Origin of the sequence: Methanosarcina mangrovi (assembly GCF_052057765.1) — an archaeon.
Classification (GTDB): Archaea; Halobacteriota; Methanosarcinia; order Methanosarcinales; family Methanosarcinaceae; genus Methanosarcina.
This window is the reverse complement of sequence record NZ_CP195120.1, coordinates 2,636,932-2,655,209: the sequence shown is the minus strand read 5'-3', so window position 1 is coordinate 2,655,209 and position 18,278 is coordinate 2,636,932. Positions and strand designations below refer to the sequence as shown.

At 44.4% G+C, this 18,278-nt stretch carries 16 protein-coding genes and 1 pseudogene; 5 read left to right on the top strand and 12 right to left on the bottom strand.

All coding sequences use genetic code 11. The features are described from left to right. Positions 1-34 precede the first annotated feature (34 nt). The 5 genes from rrp42 to psmA form a co-directional block, all read right to left on the bottom strand. The gene (rrp42, locus tag ACSAZL_RS11820) at positions 35-835 is read right to left on the bottom strand and encodes an exosome complex protein Rrp42 (RefSeq protein WP_440944848.1); all 801 of its coding nucleotides are present in this window, start codon (positions 833-835) and stop codon (positions 35-37) included. Beyond that, positions 819-2,300, bottom strand: coding sequence for an exosome complex exonuclease Rrp41 (rrp41, locus tag ACSAZL_RS11815; RefSeq protein WP_440944847.1), 1,482 nt, complete (start codon positions 2,298-2,300; stop codon positions 819-821). The genes rrp42 and rrp41 overlap by 17 nt, the downstream gene beginning before the upstream one ends. A 78-nt stretch (positions 2,301-2,378) precedes the next feature. Further along, a complete protein-coding gene (gene rrp4, locus ACSAZL_RS11810) occupies positions 2,379-3,161 on the bottom strand; it encodes an exosome complex RNA-binding protein Rrp4 (RefSeq protein WP_440944846.1) in 783 nt (260 codons plus the stop codon). A gap of 11 nt (positions 3,162-3,172) precedes the next feature. Further along, entirely contained in the window at positions 3,173-3,865 is a 693-nt protein-coding gene (locus ACSAZL_RS11805) for a ribosome assembly factor SBDS (RefSeq protein ID WP_440944845.1), read from the bottom strand. Positions 3,866-3,943: 78 nt separating this feature from the next. Further along, complete coding sequence (gene psmA / locus ACSAZL_RS11800) at positions 3,944-4,693, bottom strand: archaeal proteasome endopeptidase complex subunit alpha (protein ID WP_440944844.1); 750 nt, start codon at positions 4,691-4,693, stop codon at positions 3,944-3,946. 955 nt (positions 4,694-5,648) lie between these two features. On the opposite strand from psmA, the gene ACSAZL_RS11795 reads away from it, so the two are divergent. After that, positions 5,649-5,957 (top strand): hypothetical protein, encoded by a 309-nt coding sequence (locus tag ACSAZL_RS11795; protein WP_440944843.1) that lies wholly within the window; start codon positions 5,649-5,651, stop codon positions 5,955-5,957. Positions 5,958-6,289: 332 nt separating this feature from the next. On the opposite strand, the gene ACSAZL_RS11790 is transcribed toward ACSAZL_RS11795, so the two are convergent. From ACSAZL_RS11790 to ACSAZL_RS11775, 4 genes are read right to left on the bottom strand one after another with little or no spacing between them, the layout of a single operon-like run. Further along, positions 6,290-6,682 (bottom strand): Rpp14/Pop5 family protein, encoded by a 393-nt coding sequence (locus ACSAZL_RS11790; protein ID WP_440944842.1) that lies wholly within the window; start codon positions 6,680-6,682, stop codon positions 6,290-6,292. Continuing rightward, positions 6,679-7,398, bottom strand: a complete 720-nt coding sequence (gene rnp3, locus ACSAZL_RS11785) for a ribonuclease P protein component 3 (protein ID WP_440944841.1) — start codon at positions 7,396-7,398, stop codon at positions 6,679-6,681. The genes ACSAZL_RS11790 and rnp3 overlap by 4 nt, the downstream gene beginning before the upstream one ends. Continuing rightward, positions 7,391-7,816 (bottom strand): RNA-binding protein, encoded by a 426-nt coding sequence (locus ACSAZL_RS11780; RefSeq protein WP_440948843.1) that lies wholly within the window; start codon positions 7,814-7,816, stop codon positions 7,391-7,393. Before ACSAZL_RS11780 ends, rnp3 begins: the two co-directional genes overlap by 8 nt. A gap of 14 nt (positions 7,817-7,830) precedes the next feature. Further along, on the bottom strand, positions 7,831-8,421 hold the full coding sequence (locus ACSAZL_RS11775; protein WP_440944840.1) for a 50S ribosomal protein L15e: 591 nt from the start codon (positions 8,419-8,421) through the stop codon (positions 7,831-7,833). Between the two features lie 409 nt (positions 8,422-8,830). Between ACSAZL_RS11775 and ACSAZL_RS11770 the strand changes: the two genes are divergently transcribed. Next, a complete protein-coding gene (locus ACSAZL_RS11770) occupies positions 8,831-9,370 on the top strand; it encodes a hypothetical protein (protein WP_440944839.1) in 540 nt (179 codons plus the stop codon). A 92-nt stretch (positions 9,371-9,462) separates the two neighbouring features. Here ACSAZL_RS11770 and ACSAZL_RS11765 read toward each other — a convergent pair. Together ACSAZL_RS11765 and ACSAZL_RS11760 are read right to left on the bottom strand one after the other, a co-directional pair. Next, positions 9,463-10,337 (bottom strand): annotated as a pseudogene (locus ACSAZL_RS11765) (RNA-guided endonuclease TnpB family protein); the annotation flags it as partial. A gap of 86 nt (positions 10,338-10,423) precedes the next feature. Next, positions 10,424-12,580 carry an MEDS domain-containing protein gene (locus ACSAZL_RS11760; protein ID WP_440944838.1) on the bottom strand — a complete coding sequence of 719 codons (2,157 nt, stop codon included), beginning with the start codon at positions 12,578-12,580 and terminating at the stop codon, positions 10,424-10,426. 481 nt (positions 12,581-13,061) lie between these two features. Here ACSAZL_RS11760 and ACSAZL_RS11755 point away from each other — a divergent pair, with 481 nt between their 5' ends. From ACSAZL_RS11755 to ACSAZL_RS11745, 3 genes are all read left to right on the top strand, one after another. Next, positions 13,062-14,261 carry an acyltransferase family protein gene (locus tag ACSAZL_RS11755; RefSeq protein WP_440944837.1) on the top strand — a complete coding sequence of 400 codons (1,200 nt, stop codon included), beginning with the start codon at positions 13,062-13,064 and terminating at the stop codon, positions 14,259-14,261. Positions 14,262-14,492: 231 nt separating this feature from the next. Next, positions 14,493-16,292, top strand: a complete 1,800-nt coding sequence (locus ACSAZL_RS11750) for a DUF2207 domain-containing protein (protein ID WP_440944836.1) — start codon at positions 14,493-14,495, stop codon at positions 16,290-16,292. 62 nt (positions 16,293-16,354) lie between these two features. Next, positions 16,355-16,873 carry a LemA family protein gene (locus ACSAZL_RS11745; protein WP_440944835.1) on the top strand — a complete coding sequence of 173 codons (519 nt, stop codon included), beginning with the start codon at positions 16,355-16,357 and terminating at the stop codon, positions 16,871-16,873. 320 nt (positions 16,874-17,193) lie between these two features. On the opposite strand, the gene ACSAZL_RS11740 is transcribed toward ACSAZL_RS11745, so the two are convergent. Further along, positions 17,194-18,129: a hypothetical protein gene (locus ACSAZL_RS11740; RefSeq protein ID WP_440944834.1), complete on the bottom strand. Its 936-nt coding sequence runs from the start codon at positions 18,127-18,129 to the stop codon at positions 17,194-17,196. Positions 18,130-18,278 lie beyond the last annotated feature (149 nt).

Here is an 18,278-nt window from a genome sequence, read left to right as displayed (position 1 = left end):
ATTTAATATTTATATTTAATTAATCCTGCCTGATTTATTCAGTTTTTGTAAGCCCTTCAAGGTAGAGTCCCCTGATTTCGGCGGCCTTTTCGAGGGCCAGGTCTATTGCCTCGAACAGCTCTGCCTCGGTAAGAGGAGCAGGGCCCATTTTCTGCATACCTGCAACGGACCCGTCCGAACTTGAAACTATGGTCAGTTTCGTTTCGCAAACAGCTTCTTCGTCAAGGGAAGAGTCAACCATCAGCTTTGAGCCGATCTTTGCAAGAGTTATTCCGACAGGCATCTCTTTCATTGCAAGGGGCACATTCTCGCCCAGTCCCTGCTGTTCGTTCGGGACCATGGTGGTCATCAAGGCTGCAATTGCAGCAAGACAGGATGCATCGATGACATTTCCATCATCGTTCAGGACGTGGACGTCTATGAATACAATCCAGACGGATTCTCCAACCGTTATGCAAAGCTTCTTTATATCAATTGCGCCTGATTCCCTGATTCCTCTGTCAACGACCCTTGCCATTTCGATTGCTTCTTCTCTGGGTGGCCCTGGCTCGAATTCGGGAGAAGCTATCGGGTTAAGCTCAAGGTTGGTAATAATAACGCCTTCATCCTGAGAGTCAGGGAACGGAGTTCCGGTCTGAAGCTTTACACCTACAATGACCTGGGTGTTCCCGAGGGTAACTTTTGCAGAACCTTCGGCCTTGATGATAACGTTTGTTTCGAGCTTGATATCCCTGAAATCCTTAAACCCGCGTCCGTCCTGGCGCTTACCTTTGATCATCAGGCTGTAAATATAGTCCTTCTTAAGCGTGGCTATGATTTCACTCATCTTTTTCACCCCTGTTTTCGGCTTCAGAGGGGTCTTTTACTACCTTCCAGGGACCTTCGGATTTTTCCTCTTCAGGCTCTTCTTCCTCTACTGCTTCGGGAGCTTCCTCGACCTTTGCCTCTGTTTCAGGCTCAATAGTTTCTTCCGGAACAGGGCTCTCCTCAACTTCGGCTTCCTCTTCAAGAGCTTCCTCTTCAAATTCCTCAGTTTCGGCCTCAAGCTCCATTTCTTCTTCGGCTTCTTCGGACTCGGTTTCTTTCTCAAGCCTGGCTTCAATCTCTTCAAACTCTTTGAGTTCAGGAGTGCCCTCGAAAGAGGCTTCAAATTTAGCTTCTTCTTCAAGAGCTTCTTCTTCAAACTCCTCTTCTTCGAATTCTTCCAGGTCTTCTTCTAAATCTTCCTCCAGGTCTTCTTCGGCTTCGGCTTCAGTTTCAAATTCCTCTTCTTCAGCTTCTTCGAACTCCTCTTCTTCAGCTTCTTCGAACTCCTCTTCTTCAGCTTCTTCGAACTCCTCTTCTTCTTCAGCTTCGAACTCTTCGCCAATCTCTTCCTCTTCTTCGAAGTCAGGAATTACCTCGCTGGAAAAAAGGACATCAGGTTCGGATGTTTCTTCCAGTTCTTCTGCTTCGAGTTCCTCAGCTTCCTCAAAAGCCTCTTCAACAGCTGCTGCTTCGGGAGCGAACTCGAGGGCAGGTACGGGCTCTTTTTCGCCTTCAGCTTCGGGTTCTGCAGCTTCTGCCGCAGGCTCTTCTACAGGAGTCTCAAACTTCTTTCTAAGAACTGCCTGCTGAAGTGCGAGGATCTCTTTGCAACCCTTCTTTACAAGCTCAAGCCCTTTCTTGATTTCTTCAGGTGTAAGGTGCCCATCCATCTGGACAAGAGTAATTTCTCCGTCCTGGGTCATTGCTACAGGGAAATCAGCTTCTCCATAGTTGTCCTCTTCCTTATTCAGGTCAAGCACAATCTGCCCGTCGACCTTTCCGAAAGCACAGGAGGTAATAAGGCCTTTCATTGGGATTCCGGCATCTGCAAGGGCAATACTGGAAGCGTTAATCGCTGCTGTCCTTGTCCCTGCATCGGCCTGAAGCACTTCTACGAAAATATCAATTGCTGTCTTCGGGTACAGCTCGGCCAGGATCACAGGTTCGAAAGCTTCTCTGGAAACCTTTGAGATTTCAATGCTCCGCCTGCTGGGGCCCGGACGAGCGCGGTCCTCCACGGAGAATGATGCCATATTGTATCTGTAACGGATAACTGCCGAATCTGCACGCTGGCTGCGGCGGGGATGGGCTTCCCTGGGACCGAAAACGCCTACCAGGATCTTATTCTTGCCCCATTCAAGATAACATGAACCGTCGGCTCGTGAAAGTACGCCGATCTCAATTTTCATGGGCCTTATCTCATCCGCACGTCTCCCATCAAGGCGCAGCCCATCGTCGGTGATTAATATTAAGTTTTCAGGTTTATTACTCATACTTTAATCTCCAAACAACTCCTAAACCAAAATACTCTAGAGAAGCTTACCTAAAATTCTCTTGACTCTATCCGGAATTCAATTCTTCGGGTCCAGCAGTACATCGATCTTCCTGTATATCTCTTCGGAATGATCTTCCTTTGTTACAGTCGCATCTTTCGCCTCATTTTTAAAAAATTTAATAGGCTTGGACTCTTTCTGTCTAATCCGTTCATTTTTCAAAAAATTGTAGATCCGGTCTGTCAATCCGGAACGCTGGGCTTCAACTTCGATTTTCCGGAGAGCCTTACTCAAAAGCTCTACATCATCGTCCTTGCCATCGATCCATATTCTGCCGTTCTGGCCTACGAAAATGCTGCAGTTTGTCTCTTTCTTCAGCATCGAGATCATGGAACCGCCGTGTCCTATTACACGGGGGACTTTTACAGGCTCAACTTCAACGATCTGGCCTGTTTTGAGTTTATGAAGGCTCGGGTCCCTCAGGGCAAGCTCGACTTTCATGGAGCTGTCTACGTCTTTAACCCTGAGGATCACAGAGTCGCCTACGTCCAGAATTTCAGGCATTTCCCGGGATTCGACTCTTCTCGGATACTCGGATACATGTAGCAGACCGTCATAAGGAGCTGCAATATTCAGTATCCAGTTGGATGGAGTAACCACAATAACGATCCCTATCACCACATCATTTGCTGAGGGGATATACGCTCCCGCAAGTGGGATCACTCCAACTTTATCCTCTTTGAGGTTTTCAATACCGCAAAGCGAAGAATAGATCTTGTCGTTCTTGACATACGTCCCGTATCCGGCTTTTTTCTGGTTCTCGGATAACAGGTCACCAGGGATCACTATTTTTTTATCCATCCAACATCCTCTTATAAAAGTTTAGTCTGAGCCTCTCCCTTTGTGAGATGATTTATAAGAGCGTAAAAATCAGTCTGGACTCCCGCAGGAATCCGCACTACTGCAATCCATGAGCCGTCACGCTGCCATTCTTCCTTCGTAATGGTTCCGGCTTTGGAAATATCTCCATATGCCTTGGGGGCATATTCGGGAGGGATTTTCACAGCAATATTTATTTCTTCAAAGCGTATGGGAATAAGCGGGCGAATGGCTTTCATTGTTATGGATACCAGCTGATCCACGCTTTTTAAAGGGTCTATGTGCACTTTTGCCTCTTCCATCGCTCTTTCTATCCGTGCGGGAGGGTGCGGTGCTCTAGTTTGAGGGTTTATAGCATTTCTGGAAATGGTATAGATAACCTTTTTCTTTTTCTCTTCAAGCATTCGTTTTCTCTGCTCAGCGGTGAGTTGAAGCTCTCCGCTTTTCAGGATCATGGCAGCAATCTCAAAGGGGTCGGTTGTCTCAAAAGAGTTGAGAATATCGGACTCTGCTGCCCGGTCCCCTCTGTTTGCATCTTCGAAGATAGTTTCAACTGCCAGAATGTCTTCGAGGTTTACTTCCTCTCCTCGCTTATAGGCCAGAGCCCCTTCGGGCTCGACCAGGACTTCGAAATGTTTGCTGCCTCTTTTAAGCCGGGCAGTCACTGCCTCGTCCAGGGACACCATTTTCGAATACCTTCTCTAAAACGTGAGTTTGAGAATCAGAGACTCTCTGATTACTCATTCTTTAAATATTTATAGGTTTTATTCTTTGTTTTCAGATCCCTTGTGTTTTTCAAGGATCTGCTGAACGTAGTTCTCAACTTCCTCAGGACCCAGTTTTCTGAACTTCTTGTCCTCAAGGGATACAACGCCTACTTCAAGGGTCCCGGCGTCGAACTTGCCTTCAGCTGCTTTATAAAGTGCATCCATTCCGAGGAGGATAGCAGCATCAATATTCATATCTTCCCTGTAGTCTGCCTCAAAGACCTCAACAACTGCATTTCTGCCTGCGCCTATGGCTGTTGCTTTGTACTCGAGGAGAGCGCCGCTCGGGTCAGTCTCAAAGAGCCTTGGCTTGTTGTCGTCAACGCCTGCAATCAGGAGGGCAGTTCCGTATGGACGAACTCCTCCGTACTGGGTGTAGGTCTGCTTGTGGTCGCAGATTTTCTTGGAAATTACCTCCACGCCTATGGGTTCGTCATAAGAAACCCTGTTTACCTGGGCTTCTACACGAGCCCTGTCAACAAGGGAGCGAGCGTCGGCTACGAGCCCTGAGGTTGCGGCTCCTATGTGATCGTCAATCTGGAATATTTTTTCGATTGATTCGGCTTCAACGAGCCTGCTTGTAATTCGCTTGTCAACCAGCAGCACTACCCCGTCGGCTGCCTTGATTCCTACAGCTGTTGTTCCCCTTTTGACCGCTTCGCGGGCATATTCTACCTGGAAAAGTCTTCCGTCAGGGCTGAAAACCGTAATTGCCCTGTCATAACCCATCTGTGGTGCCATCTGCATATTCCGTATCTCCTTGCCTTAGTTTATGTTCCATATTGTTTCAATTTTTTTCCCGGCGAGAAACCGGTTATTTTTTCCTTAGGGATTTCAAATCCGCAGAATCTTCAGCTAAACTACCGCATGCCCAAAAAAGGCTTTGGTCAGTACGCATTATTAAACCGGTGCGGATACCCCGAAAGCTCAGGAGTTTAAAGTCCCCGACCCAGCGTTCAGGTAAGGAAATCGATTTTTGATTCCCTATAACGTATTTCTTCCTTATTAGAGTTTTTAGCCATTTACGCGAGACTTCCAATCCTGACAGAGTTTTTCCTGATGAAACCAGCGGAAAATATCCCGGTTACAGGGAAGTTAAAGGCACTTTTACCCTGCGAAGTACGTTTTCCTGGCCTAACCCGGACCACTGTACTTAATAATCTTTTTAACAGGGTCTGGAGGTCCATTTCAATGTTAACTATGCTCGTTAATAAAGTGTATTTACTCAGTTATAATGCTTGTGAGAGCCCGGGTTTTTCCGGCGCTTAAAGCCAGATTTGGGACCTGTAAGGAAAAATTTGCTTCCTAAAGCCCTTCTGCATCCGAAACTCAGGTAAATCTTCAATCAGACCCCCGGATAACTCATGCGTAAATTGCCAGGAGTTCCGGCAAAGCTGTTCATATGTCAATCAGCTCTGTTCATCAATATTATACTTTGTTACACTAATACTCATTCATTATAGTATATATTAGACAGCTTATTAGACAATCAGGCAGCTTATTTGATTACTTATCCGACGGTTCATAAGCAGTTACTGAAATTCGCAACGGCAGGTTTCAGCCTGAAAGTTCAAACTGATATCCAGTTTTTACTTCATATAAATAAGACCGGATATTAACGAGACCACATATAAACCCTCTGACCCATTGTATGTCTGTTGTATGTATAAAAGATAGATATGTTTAATGAGATTTGCGTTTAATGGGTGGTTCCGGATTAATCGGCTGGCATTGTTCGGAATATCCGAAGCTGGAATCTTTTGTTTTTGTTCTACTCCATGCAGGGCTGAACTTGTCTCTTTTGCCCCACAAGAAAGAGGCAACAGGCGAATTCATACTGTTACCTGGAGAGACTGAATTCAGAACTCTCTTTCCCTTAAAGAGAATACTTCCCTTGACCTCGGGAACCTCATCAAAATTCATAGATAAGTATAGTATGTATCCGCCAGCCTGTCTGGCGGCCTTTCAAAGAAAAGAAGAAAAAATAGATTTGAAAGATAAAGTATACTGAAATTTATGCCATTTTGACCTGTTTTTTTCTTTCCCATTCATAAGCATCCTTAGAAGCTTTTAATATTTTCTTTATCTCTTTCTTTTCTTCTTTTTTGCGGGAAAGGCCGCTCTCCTTCGTCGAGCGGAACAAGAACGACACAATACAGCGAATAACATTGTATGAGGAAGAAAATCTTATCTGGTCCGCTTGAGCGAAGCTCACTACCATAACCCAAAATTGGCCCTCTTGAGCAAAGCTTATTGCTAAAATCCATAAATTAGTCCGCTTGAGCGAAGCGAAACAGATAATGGGCTTTTTAGGGATCTGACCAGGGGCTTGAAGAGCTTATTTTACTTTGCATGGGGACGGTCTTGAATTCTTTTTTCCTGTGCTTCAGGCTCAAAGAGTCTGTAGTCCTGCAGAAACTTTTCTGTGGCTCTTTTTACTGTGCCTGAAGCTCCCAGCACATGCAGTGTTGCCCTTTTCCCGTTTATCCGGGTCAGAGTTGCCAGGGCGGCTCTTGTCTCCTTTACTCTGGTATGGGAGCACTGGATAATTCCTTTCCCGGCTTCGAATCCCAGCACCCTGATATCACAGTCGCTGGTTATGACATCTCCGAGCAGCGAGGAAGCCGAGGAAATAACTTCCCTTACAATATCGCTCCTGCCTACAGGCTCTTCCGAAATCAGCTCAAAGGCAAGATAGCGCTTTTTAGCACGGAGTGAAGGCAGCAGGCGTTTCAAAAGAGACCCTCTCCTTCAAACACTTCAATTCCTTCCCTTACATAGCCCGGCCCCGGTCGGTTCCTTGCAATGATTTTTTCCGGAACCGTGCTTATGGCCTCAAGAGCCTCATCCTCTTCAAGCCCGCAGACTTCCGCAAGGGCAAGCGTCTCCATCGGGGAGCGCAGGTCAAAGCAGGACATTGCATCACTGCAAAGGACAAGGGAGACGTCGTATTTCCTTGCGAGATCAAGGTTTGCCTTGAGGTCTGACAGCAGGCGGATGCGCCTTGAACCTCGGGAATGGAGCAGAGGTCTCAGGGTGATGCCTATTGCAACTTCGTTTTCAGAAGCTGCTTTTGCCAGCACCTGGTTTAATCCGCTGCTCCTGTCAAAAGCAGGGTGGTTCAGAATGTCTACCCTGGGGTTTTCGAGCGCAGCCCTGTTGACGGCTTCGGACCCTCCGTGCACGATCAGGACGTCGATTGAACTCCTGAATTTTCCTACCAAACTGTGCAGTTTCGAGGGGTTTTCTTCCACCAGCTCGATTCCTCTGAAGACTTCAAAACCCTCAACTGAAGGCGATACCGGTTTCCTTTCAGGGAGTTTATCGGAATGGTTGGCAAGGGCAATCCCGCTGTACCCGAAATGCCGGGCAAGGGAGACCAGTTCCTGGGCAGTACTGTCTCCGTCAGGGACTGCATGAACGCAAAAATCGTAAAATTTAGGTTTACCCAAACAACTCCTCCACTATAGCTCCGGCTTTCTCCCTGTTTTTCGGATAGGTCTCGATCTTGACCTTTGCAATAATGGCGTCAGAAGAGTTAGTCAGTTTTACCTGCTGCAGGTATGCAGCCTGCTTGTCAAAGCGGAGGTGAAAAACCATATCATCGTCCAGCCTTTCAGGCATCTCTTCCCTGAGCATATCCACGTCTTCTTCCGAAAAGTTTTCCCGGACAAAGTGGGCAAAGTTCAGGCATTCCGCCTTTTTTTTAAGCTGCACGCTAAGGATAGTAATCGGATTTCCATGGTGCCCTTCGGCCTGAAGTTCTTCTACGAGCTTACCGGCTTCCTTTACGCCGGCACCGGATAAAAAAAAGTCCAGAGCCTCGCGGACTCTGGATACGTCTTCGGTTGCGTGGGCGATCACACGCATTGTTATGTGATGAATCACTTGCCTCGACTCTGATGTGCACGGATGCTCGGCCTGGTCTTTTCAGTTCCCTTGCCGCGTGTGGCCATGCCTCTGCCTTTCCGACCTGCACTGGTCTTGCCCCTGGTGGCTCTGCCCCTGCTGGACGGGTCACAGATCCAGTTCAGGTTCTTGTCGCTCTTTATAACAGGGTGGTGCGGGTCTACAAGGATGACTTCAAACCACTTGTGTTTTCCATCTTCCCCTACCCAGTAGGAGTTAAGGACCTCAAGGTTCGGGTATCTGCGGTCAGCACGGGCTTCAGCGATTCTCTGGATGCTCATTCCACCTGAGACCTTGTTCTTTCCCATCTTCTGGGTTCTTCTTCCACGGTTGGGCCTTACATGACCAAGCCCTCCGCGGCGTACATTTACCCTGACGACAACAATACCCTGCTTGGCTTTGTATCCAAGGGAGCGTGCTCTGTCGATTCTAGTGGGCCTTTCAATTCTGGTCACGGAACCCTGCTTTCTCCAGACCTGAAGACGCTCCCAGCGGAGCTCGTTCACGTAAGTCTCATCAGGGTTTTTCCATGCATCACGTACGTATCCGTAAAAAGATTTTACCAATTTAAACACCAAGTTTCACTTTTGTTTCACGGTTCAGCCCTGCCTGCAGGACCACATTCCAACGGGACCTAATCCCGAAAATGAAACATGCGATACAACTGAATCATTTGATTTAAAGCTTTGCCTGAAGAGCAAATTACCTGAAATCTGGAGGACCTTCAGTGTGAAAATCTTTATATATATTAGTGATTTAAATTAAACTGTTTGTTGTAATATTTATCGGGGGTTGCAGCAAACTTCATTTCGGAAATAATTGGCACTATTACGGTTATGTAATTTTCATATGCTGTATGTGATCTTCGTATGCCGTATATGATTACTATAGACTGTATTCTATAGACTGTATTTGATTTTTCATACACTGTATGCAATTTTCACATCGGTAATTCTGGTTTCAGTGAGGATGTTTATGAAAAAAGGAATTTTACATCGGGTCATAATTTTTCTCTTTATCTCAGCCGTCCTGACCGCCCAACCCGCGATGGCTGAAACGAACGCTGGATGGGAAACAGAAGAAAACCTATCCATATCGGACATGCCGGAATCACTTGCAGATAGTATAAACTCTCTTTTCGAAGTAATAAATGTGGTTCTTGGTTCTTTTAACAATTTTTTACAGTGGGCAGTCGGATTACTGGATCTTGCGAGTTCCATGCTGGAATCTCTAGAACAGGCCCTCGGGGTTGTTGATTCAAACACGGAATTGGCAAACTCAAGCGGGAATCTGGGCTATGTATTTGATTCGATAAACCAGAGTAAAGAAGAAATAAACATGAGCAAGCAAATGATAGGTTTTGAGATTGAGGCTGTAAACTCTACTCTTGAAGTCATCAATTCCGATCAGGAACCAACGGGTTCGAATCTTGATCAGTTATTTGATTCGTTAAATAAGAGTAAAGAAGAAATAAACGTGAGCAGGGAAATGGTAGGTTTTGATATTGGGGTGTGAACTGCCACTCAGTTAAAGACTGAGTGGCTTCTTGGTTCATCCCCCCTCTATTGAGGGCAAGTCCCCAGGCTCTTCCCCACGTTCCGCAGGTGTTACAATCCAATTAGATTTTGATCTATGAGAGCGAATTTCTTGATATTGATAGCGGCATTTATGTCTCTATCATTTTTTGTTTTACAATCAGGGCAAGTCCATTCTCTGTCTTTTAACTGAAGCTTTTTATTGCGGTATCCACATACGCTACAGAGCTTAGAAGAAGGCTCAAACTGCCCTATTCTCAGGATAGTTTTTCCAAACCATTCAGCTTTGTATTCTAACTTTGTTACGAAGCTACTCCATGCAGAATCACCTATAGCCTGGGCTAAATGATGATTCTTAACCATACCTTTAACATTCAGAGTTTCCAGAGCTACAGCTTGGTTTTCGCTAACAAGTCTAAAAGAGAGTTTGTTCCGGAAGTCACTCCTCTGATTCGTTATTTTGTCATGGAGTACAGCAAGCCTTTGTTCGGCTTTTGCCCTGTTCTTAGAACCTTTTTGTTTCCTTGATACTCTTTTTTGAAGAACTTTAAGTCTTTGAAGTGAATTTTTCAGGATTTAGGATTCTCAATCTTTTCACCTGTGGAAAGGACAGCAAAATCTTTGATACCTACATCTATACCTACCGTAGTTGATTCTGAAAAAGATTGCTTTGCTGGAAGTTCTCTACCGTTTTCTACAAGGATACCGATGTAGTAATTCCCTTTACAGGACCTTGACACTGTGGCTGTTTTTAGTTCACCTTCAAACTTCCGGTGAAGAACTGCTTTAATCTCACCAGTCTTGGGAAGTTTTACAGTATTGTTTTCAAAGTTCACAAAGTAGTGCTGAGGTACGGGGAAAGACTGTATAGGATTCTTTTTTGATTTAAACTTAGGGAATCCGTTCTTTTCTCTGAAAAATCGAGTGAAGGAAGACTCAACATGTTTTTCTCTCCTGAAGTTCCCCCCGCATCAAACAACCTTATAAGTATCCGACATACATCTGGTACGGATTCAATTTAACAGAAACAATTTCATACCCCGACATCGTTAAACAATATAGTGAATTTAGTTTCCTGCCCTCTTTCAAGCTTTATACAGCCGTCTATCTGTTCAACGAGAATATTTACTAGCTGGAGTCCCAGGGAATTCGAGTTCTCTATATCTATTTCTTCCGGTATTCCTTTTCCGTTATCCGATACTTCGAGTGTGTAATGAAAACCTTTTTTTTCTATATAAGTTCTATTTTGGCAGGAAATATCCTTCCTGGCGGCAGAAGTCCCGTTTCTTTGAAGTTTCATCTGGATTTTGCTTTCCTTCCCATGAGGAAAAGCATGCTTAAAAGAGTTTGAGACCAGCTCGTTTACTATGATGCCAAGGGGTATTGCGGTATCCATGCCAAGAAAAACCTGCTCAAGATCCAGCTCTAAACTGATATCTTTATTTTCAGGTTTGTGTGATCTGAAAAGGTCTGCAGTCAGCTTCCTGAGATATGCTGCAAAATCGAGGCTGTCGATTTTATCCCCTTTATATAACTCTTCATGAATTAGGGCCATGGAAATTACGCGGCTCTGGCTTTCCATAAAAGCCTCCACAACCTCAGGGGTCTTGCAAACTTTATTTTTTGAGAAAGTTTCAGCCTGAAGGTCAAGTAAGGATGAAATCACCTGCAGGTTATTCTTAATCCTGTGATGAATTTCTTTTATGCGGATTTTTTCTATCTTTTGCAGGGCTTCTTCAGCCTTTTTTCGCTCGGTGATGTCCTGAACTATTCCCTGTATTCGAACAGGGATATTCTGCTCATCAAAAATAACCTGGGATTGCATATGGACTGTACGTTCTTCCCCATTGGCCAGCACGATCCTGTAATCTATACTGTAAGGCTCTCCGTTCATAGCTTTCTTAGCGGCATTATTGACATAATCCAGATCATCGGGATGAACATAACTCAAAAATTCTTGATAAGTTGGGGAGGATTCCTGAAAGTTACGTCCGAAAATACGATACAGTTCCTGAGACCAGTATGATTCGTCAGTTTTTATGGTCCATTGCCAGTGTCCGACATGAGCCATTTTTTGAGCTTCAGCAAGACTTCTCTCACTTTCTTTCAATGATCCGTAAGCCTTTTCAAGCTTTGCTGTTCGTTCTTTCACCAAATTTCCCAGGTTGTCAAGGGTTTCTTTTAACTTAGTTTCGGTTTCTTTGCGCTCAGTAATGTCTCTGAGAATCAACGCTAACTTACCTTTCTCAGGACTGAATACATAAATGTCAAGGTACTTGTTTGCCACGCGGCTGAAGATCTCAAAGTGAATCGGCCGGCCCGAGAGTGCAGCTTCGCTGTACTTTTCGACAGCTTTTGGGTGCACGTTGGGAAATGTTTCAAGCATGGTTTTTCCCAACATCCGTTCCTTTTTTGCGCCCAGGTAGAGCTCAAAAGCAGGATTAACCTCAAGATAACGGTAGTCATGCGGTTTATTGTCACCATTATAGATGACTTCTACAAGCCCGAACCCCTCAGTCATGTTTGTGAAAAGCATCCGGTAGCATTCCTCGTTCTCCCGGAACTCCTGCTCGGTTCGCCCTGATTCGGTAATATTTTTCCTTCCGGAGTTTTCTATCCGTTCCCATTTTCCCTCTTTCCTTGCCAGAGTGAATTGGTGGTTTGCGACAATTTCCATTATATCGGTTGCACTGCAAATATCCAGGAAACAGGTGCACAGAGCTAGTATCGGGTATTTGCCTGTGATAGAATCTTTTCTTCTCTCATAATTTATGAAATCATTCCGGCTTTCTTTTTTCAGCCGGCAAGTGTTTTCGATTATCCGCAGACCATTATAACCCCTGGTCAATGCCCTATTTACTCTTTCAATCAGGCTATTTAAAGCTCTTTCCAAATTGAAAGTCCCATCTCTTATATGCCAGTCAGTACAGGCAGTAAGCTCAATTTGCCCTCTTTCCAGATAAACATCAAAATCGGGAATGGTCCTTCTGAGAGCTTCTTCTGCCTCTTCCATGTCTAAAGGTTCTGATATGAGCCACAAGCAAAGCTCGTTATTTTCCAGCCCTGCTTTTAAGAAGGGAATAGATATATCTATCAAATCTTCTTTTGTCTGGTAAAATTGGCAGAAATGTGTTCCCCAGGGCATATCTCCAATAATATCAATTCCAGAATCTCGAATATCATTTTTCATCTATTTCTCTCCGACTTTAAAAATAAAGTCAAAAATGCGCTGGTCATAGGGAGCCGGTCTATACCAGGGTTCCTTATTATTTCAATCCGGACCTGACCTAATCTTTATTGAATGAGATGAAATTGCGGCTTCAGCCTGAATAATAGTATTTTATAAAAATCAGTCTATATCACAAGAAGCCCCAAGGGAATAATTAATCTATGTATATATTTATTCTACGTATATAATTATTTATAATGATTTGCTCATAAAAATTGTACAAATTATATTTTTCTAATACCTGGAAGTTCTTTTTTATCGTGTGATTAAAGGGAACATTAAAAAAATTATTGTAAGCTCTGAAACAATATATTTAATAGCTACTCATTTAATAGCTACTTATTTAATAGCTACTTACTTAATAGCTACTGATTCAATATTTTTATATATAATTTGGCAAAATATTATTATATTGTAAACACTGTTTACATTCCGGGTTATTATGCGACTTCACTGGATTGACGCTTTAAAAGGGATCGGGATTGTACTTGTCGTGTTTGCTCATCACAGCTTACCGATAGCACTTGATACTTACATATTTTCTTTTCACATGCCGCTCTTCTTTTTCATTTCCGGATTTCTGTTTGACTTCGGGAAATATGCAGAATCGGCTGCAGGTTTTGTGAAAGGGAGGTTCAGGTCTCTTATCGTGCCTTACTTCTGTTTTGCACTGCTTACCTTCCTGTTTTACTTTTTACTGGATACGGGCTTCCAGCCGGGAGTCACGAACATTGAGTTTCTCGAAAATAGTGCGCTTTACGGCATCTATTCCATCCTGTACGCCCTTGGTCCCCTTGTCTCTTACAATCCGCCTCTCTGGTTCCTGAGCTGCCTGTTCGTAACCGAACTTCTCTTTTACGGTTTTGCAAAGAAGTATTACGGGGAACCGGGAAAACTTGTACTATGGCTTACTGCAGCCGGGGTTGTCGGGTATCTTTATTCGGTTTATGTGCCTTTCAGGCTGCCCTGGAACGCGGATGTGGCTCTCGCAGCAGTTGTCTTTTATGGGGCCGGGAATCTGTTTCGAAAATTCGTCGAACGGGAGACCGAGCCCGGGTCCGGCTCGAGCCTCAATTCAGGTTCAGGTCTGAGTGCAGATTCGGGTCTAAATACAGGTTCAGGTCTGAATGTAAGTCTGAGTACTAATTCGGATTCCGGGTTCAGGGAAAAGGTCTTTCGGGCAGAGAAATTTTTCCTTTGGGCCTTTATCCTTCTTAACCTGCTGTATCTTGGATACCTGCTGGCATTCCCCACTACCGATAAGCTCAATATGAACGTGCTGAAATACGGAGGCTTCTTTTCCTTTTACCTCTTGGCTTTCTCAGGGATTTTTACCTATGTTTATCTTTCCAAAAATGTCGGAAGTTCAAAAATCCTGGAATACTACGGGAGAAACAGCCTGGTTGTGCTTGCGCTCCATTTTCCTCTGAAGGATGTCCTGACAAAACTGGCAATTCTGAGTTTCGGGGTCGAGCTCGAGTATTTCTATTACAACCTGGCTTTTGCACTGAGCTTAACCGTACTGAATCTTATTTGCCTGGTGCCTGTGATCTTCATCATCAATAATTATTTCCCCTTCATCTTGGGAAAAAAAAGATCTTCGAGAGCTTCAAAAAAGGACAGGTCTTCACAGGTTTCCTGAGTCAGTTCGGAAAAGAGGGAAATTTACGGCGAATTCCGTTGAATCCCGAAAGCTGCTGGATTCCGAAAGCTTTGCAGAACCTTCTCATAACGACCTTCGGAAAATATTAGTATATTTAGATTAATACAGAGTTAGGATGATAGTGGATATGAAGGGAACAGAGCTGGAGGAAACTGGCTGAGGTTTTCAGAGAGTTTTGATAAACCAGCAAGAAAAGCATGTACTAATTCTGTGCTCCTGAAAACAGCTATAATAGCTGTTATTCTGCTGGTCCTTTTCCTCCTGGTGCCTTTAGCCAGTGCTCGAGACTACACGCTGGAAGAGGCTACAACGAATATAACTATCAGCCCCAGCGGCCTGGTCCATGTTGAAGAATCGATATCCTATACATTCGAAGGCACTTACTTTGAGGTTTTCAGGGACCTCGAAGTGGATTCAGGAGAATCCATACAGAATATCCAGGGATATTGTTCGGACGAAGCCTGTACTTTCAGTGTAAGACCTACCGGCAGAGGGTATGAAGTGGTAGGCGGGCTTCCAACCCCGACTCCGGAAGAAGTGACTTTTTTTATTTCATATGACCATTATGGTGCAGTCAAGGTCCATAGCGATGTTTCCGAATTTCATTACAAGCTCTGGGGAGAGGAATGGGAAAAACCTCTAGGAAGTCTGAAAGGGAGCATCACGCTACCTGTGGAAAACGAAAGTGAAGTCCAGTACTGGATTCATCCGACCGGGTATACACAGACAGCAAGTGTGGAACAAAACGTACTCAATTTAAAAACAACCGAAATACCCGCTAATCAGTGGTATGAAGTCAGGGTTGTTTTCCCGAGAATCGAATCTCGCAATTCCAGCATTGTCCAGATAGACAACGAGGAGGGGTTGGAACAAATAAAGTCAATTGAAAACGAATATGAAATGAAAGGCCGGATCTTAAAGGGTCTCTATAATCTGGAAATTGTATTTGCTGTTTTTCTCCTTGCATTCCCCTTCATTATTTATCTCAGGTACGGAAGAGAGCCGAAAATAGATTATGAGGCAATCTACGAAAGAGAGCCGCCTACCGATTCAAAACCGGCTGTGGTCAATGCCATTATGCAGGGGCGAATTGGAACCCCTACAATGGACGGGTTTACGGCCACGGTTATGAACCTCGCTAACCTTGGTTATATCTCTCTTCATTCCATAAAAGAAGAAGAGAGCAGGGTATTCGGCCTCTTCAAAAACGAGTCTGAAGATATTTTTATTAAATTTGCAGATCCACATGAGGCAAAGGATGGAATGCTCCCGGAGCTTGCAGATTTTGAAAAAGAGGTCTTTGATTTATTAAAAAAGCACTCTACTGATGATACGATCTCCTGGGAGCAGCTCAAAAAAGAACTTGGAAAAGGGACCGAGTTCTATCATTTTGTGCTTGACTGGAATAAAAAGGTTGAACGGCATATTGTAGTTGAGAAACTTTTTCGCTCCACAGGGAACAAATATGTAGTTATTTTCAGTGTGGCAACTATAATCGCGGCAGTTGTTTTTTTATATGGAGCATTCCTAACTTTCCCTTCCGATGTATTTCCCATGGCATCGAAAGTTAGATGGCTTGCGATTTTTTTCGTAGCCTTCGGAATAATTATGCTCATATTTTCAGGTACGTTCGAAAAGGCCCTGGGCCGCTGGACTCCCGAGGGAAGAGTCTACTATAAACGCTGGAACAACTTCAAAAAATATCTAACAGACTTTTCTGCACTCAAAGAGCACCCCCCGGAATCAATAAAGATCTGGGACTCGTACCTTGTGTACGCAACCGCTCTTGGGGTAGCAGAAGAAGTCCTCAAGAACATGGCTTTAGTGGTTCCCGACGAACAGCTGAAATCCAGCCACTTCTACTATGTGCACCACAGCTACTCCCGGTTCGGCGCCGGTTTCGGGAGAGCCTATGCGGCATCTGCGCCTTCATCTAGTGGTGGTGTCGGAAGAGGGGGTATCGGAGGCGTAGGCGGAGGTTTAGGCGGAGGTGGAGGAGGCGCCCGATAAAGTATTTCAATAAACGGACGGTGGTGATTAACCTGTTATTCGAAATCGTAATAGTTGCAATAATGGTTCTGAATTTGCTCATTGTTATAATTTACAATAGCCTTATAAAGCAGAGAAATAGGGTAGAAAATGCCTGGGCTCAGATCGAAGTCCAGCTGAAAAGGCGTTATGACCTTATCCCCAACCTGATAGAAACCGTGAAAGGGTATGCGAAACACGAAAAAACCCTTTTCGAAAACATTACGAAAGCCAGGGCTGCAGTAATGTCTGCAGATAGTGTCAATGAAACGGCAGAAGCATCCAATTACCTCTCCTCTACATTGAAATCCCTTCTCGCAGTTGCAGAAAATTATCCCGACCTGAAAGCCAACCAGAACTTTATGCAGCTCCAGAAAGACCTCCTGGAGACCGAAAACAAAATTGCCTACTCAAGGCAGTTTTATAACGATACCGTCATGAAATACAACATCAGCATCCAGACAATCCCTAAAAATTTTGTTGCATCCTTGATGGGCTTCCAGAAAAAAGAGTTATTTGAAGCCGCTCAGGTAGAAAGGGAAGTCCCGAAAGTTGAGTTCTGATACGGAAAAAATTCCGAAGGTAGCCGTTGAAGTGGGAAGTCCCTTGATTGCTACGAAGTAGCAGGTAGGGACAGTTCACTTATTGAACCCCTGGCGATTCATCGATCATTTTTGCTTTCTGGCTTTTTCTCTTCTTTTCTCTTTTTTGCGGAAAAGAACCTTCTGAGGAACTGTTCTTCTTTCCGGGTTTTTCCGTATCTGGCCCATGAGAAGATTTTGCGAGAAATTATAATGAATCAGGCCTCATTTTCCAGTGCATTTCGGGCATTTTCCGGTTCATGAGAGATAATGGAAAGAAATTGCTTAAGCTTCAGGCAATTTCACCATATCCGTGAAGAGCTGTGGAAAAACTCAAAGCTGTCCACCGCTTCAGGAGAAAGCCCCATTTCTTCAAACATCCCCCTGAAAAACACCTGGTATTCCTCTTTAGGTATCGATTCCCCGCTGCTTCCTACAGGCATTACGATTTCGAGTTTGACCTTTCCTGAGGAATCAAGTTCAACTATGTACCTGTTTCCATTATCATAAGTCGCTACCTTTGCCTGTGGGATGGAGTATTTTACGGAACCTGACCGTTTCCCGTCCTTTAAAAAAACTTCAGTTGGGTATGCATTAAGACCCAGGCCGGACTCGTAGCTGGAATTGTCACTGTTTTCCATAAGATAGGCATATACGGCCGGGAAATCCGGAGATTCGTTCACCTGTATTTCAGCATTCCAGCTCTGGTTTTCTGCCGCTTTTTTCAGAGACTCAAGATGCTTTTCCGAAGCTTTTTCATCCCGGCCGAAGAGGAGCCCGAATTTATCAAGCATCCAGGAGTCATCCGGAAATTCTGACAACTCTAAGGGAGACTTGGGGTCGGAGTGGCTGAAGTTCGAGACCGCAACACAGGTTCCGGATCTGGCTTCCGATTCATCTTCACATACGAAGACCATAAGTTCGGAGTCCTCGTCATAGTTAAGCCTTATATTCTCCACAAGAGCAGCACTTCCGAATCTTTCCCGGACCTCAGGGACATCCCCCGACTCAAAGCCCGAAAAGTTTCCGGGCCAGGGCCAGGATCCTTCCACCTCATAGCCGGCTTTCTCCGCTTTCGTAAGTACGGAACTGTAATCAAGAGGCCCGATGTCAACCTCCTCGGAATAGTACCAGGAACTGTCAATAAAAGACATGAGTACGAAAGGACCGAACAAATACAGCACAAAAAGAAGAGGAAGTAGCAACAATAATATCAGTATGGCGTTTTGCTTATTCATGAAACTCTCAACTCCGGGAAAATGTCAGTAAATTAAAGATGCTGCCAGTATTACGAATTATGTGTCGAATTTTAAAAATATTGGGAAGAATATCTCTTAGTTACCCGTAACACTACCTTCAACATGCTAAAATAATAAATATTTTAGGC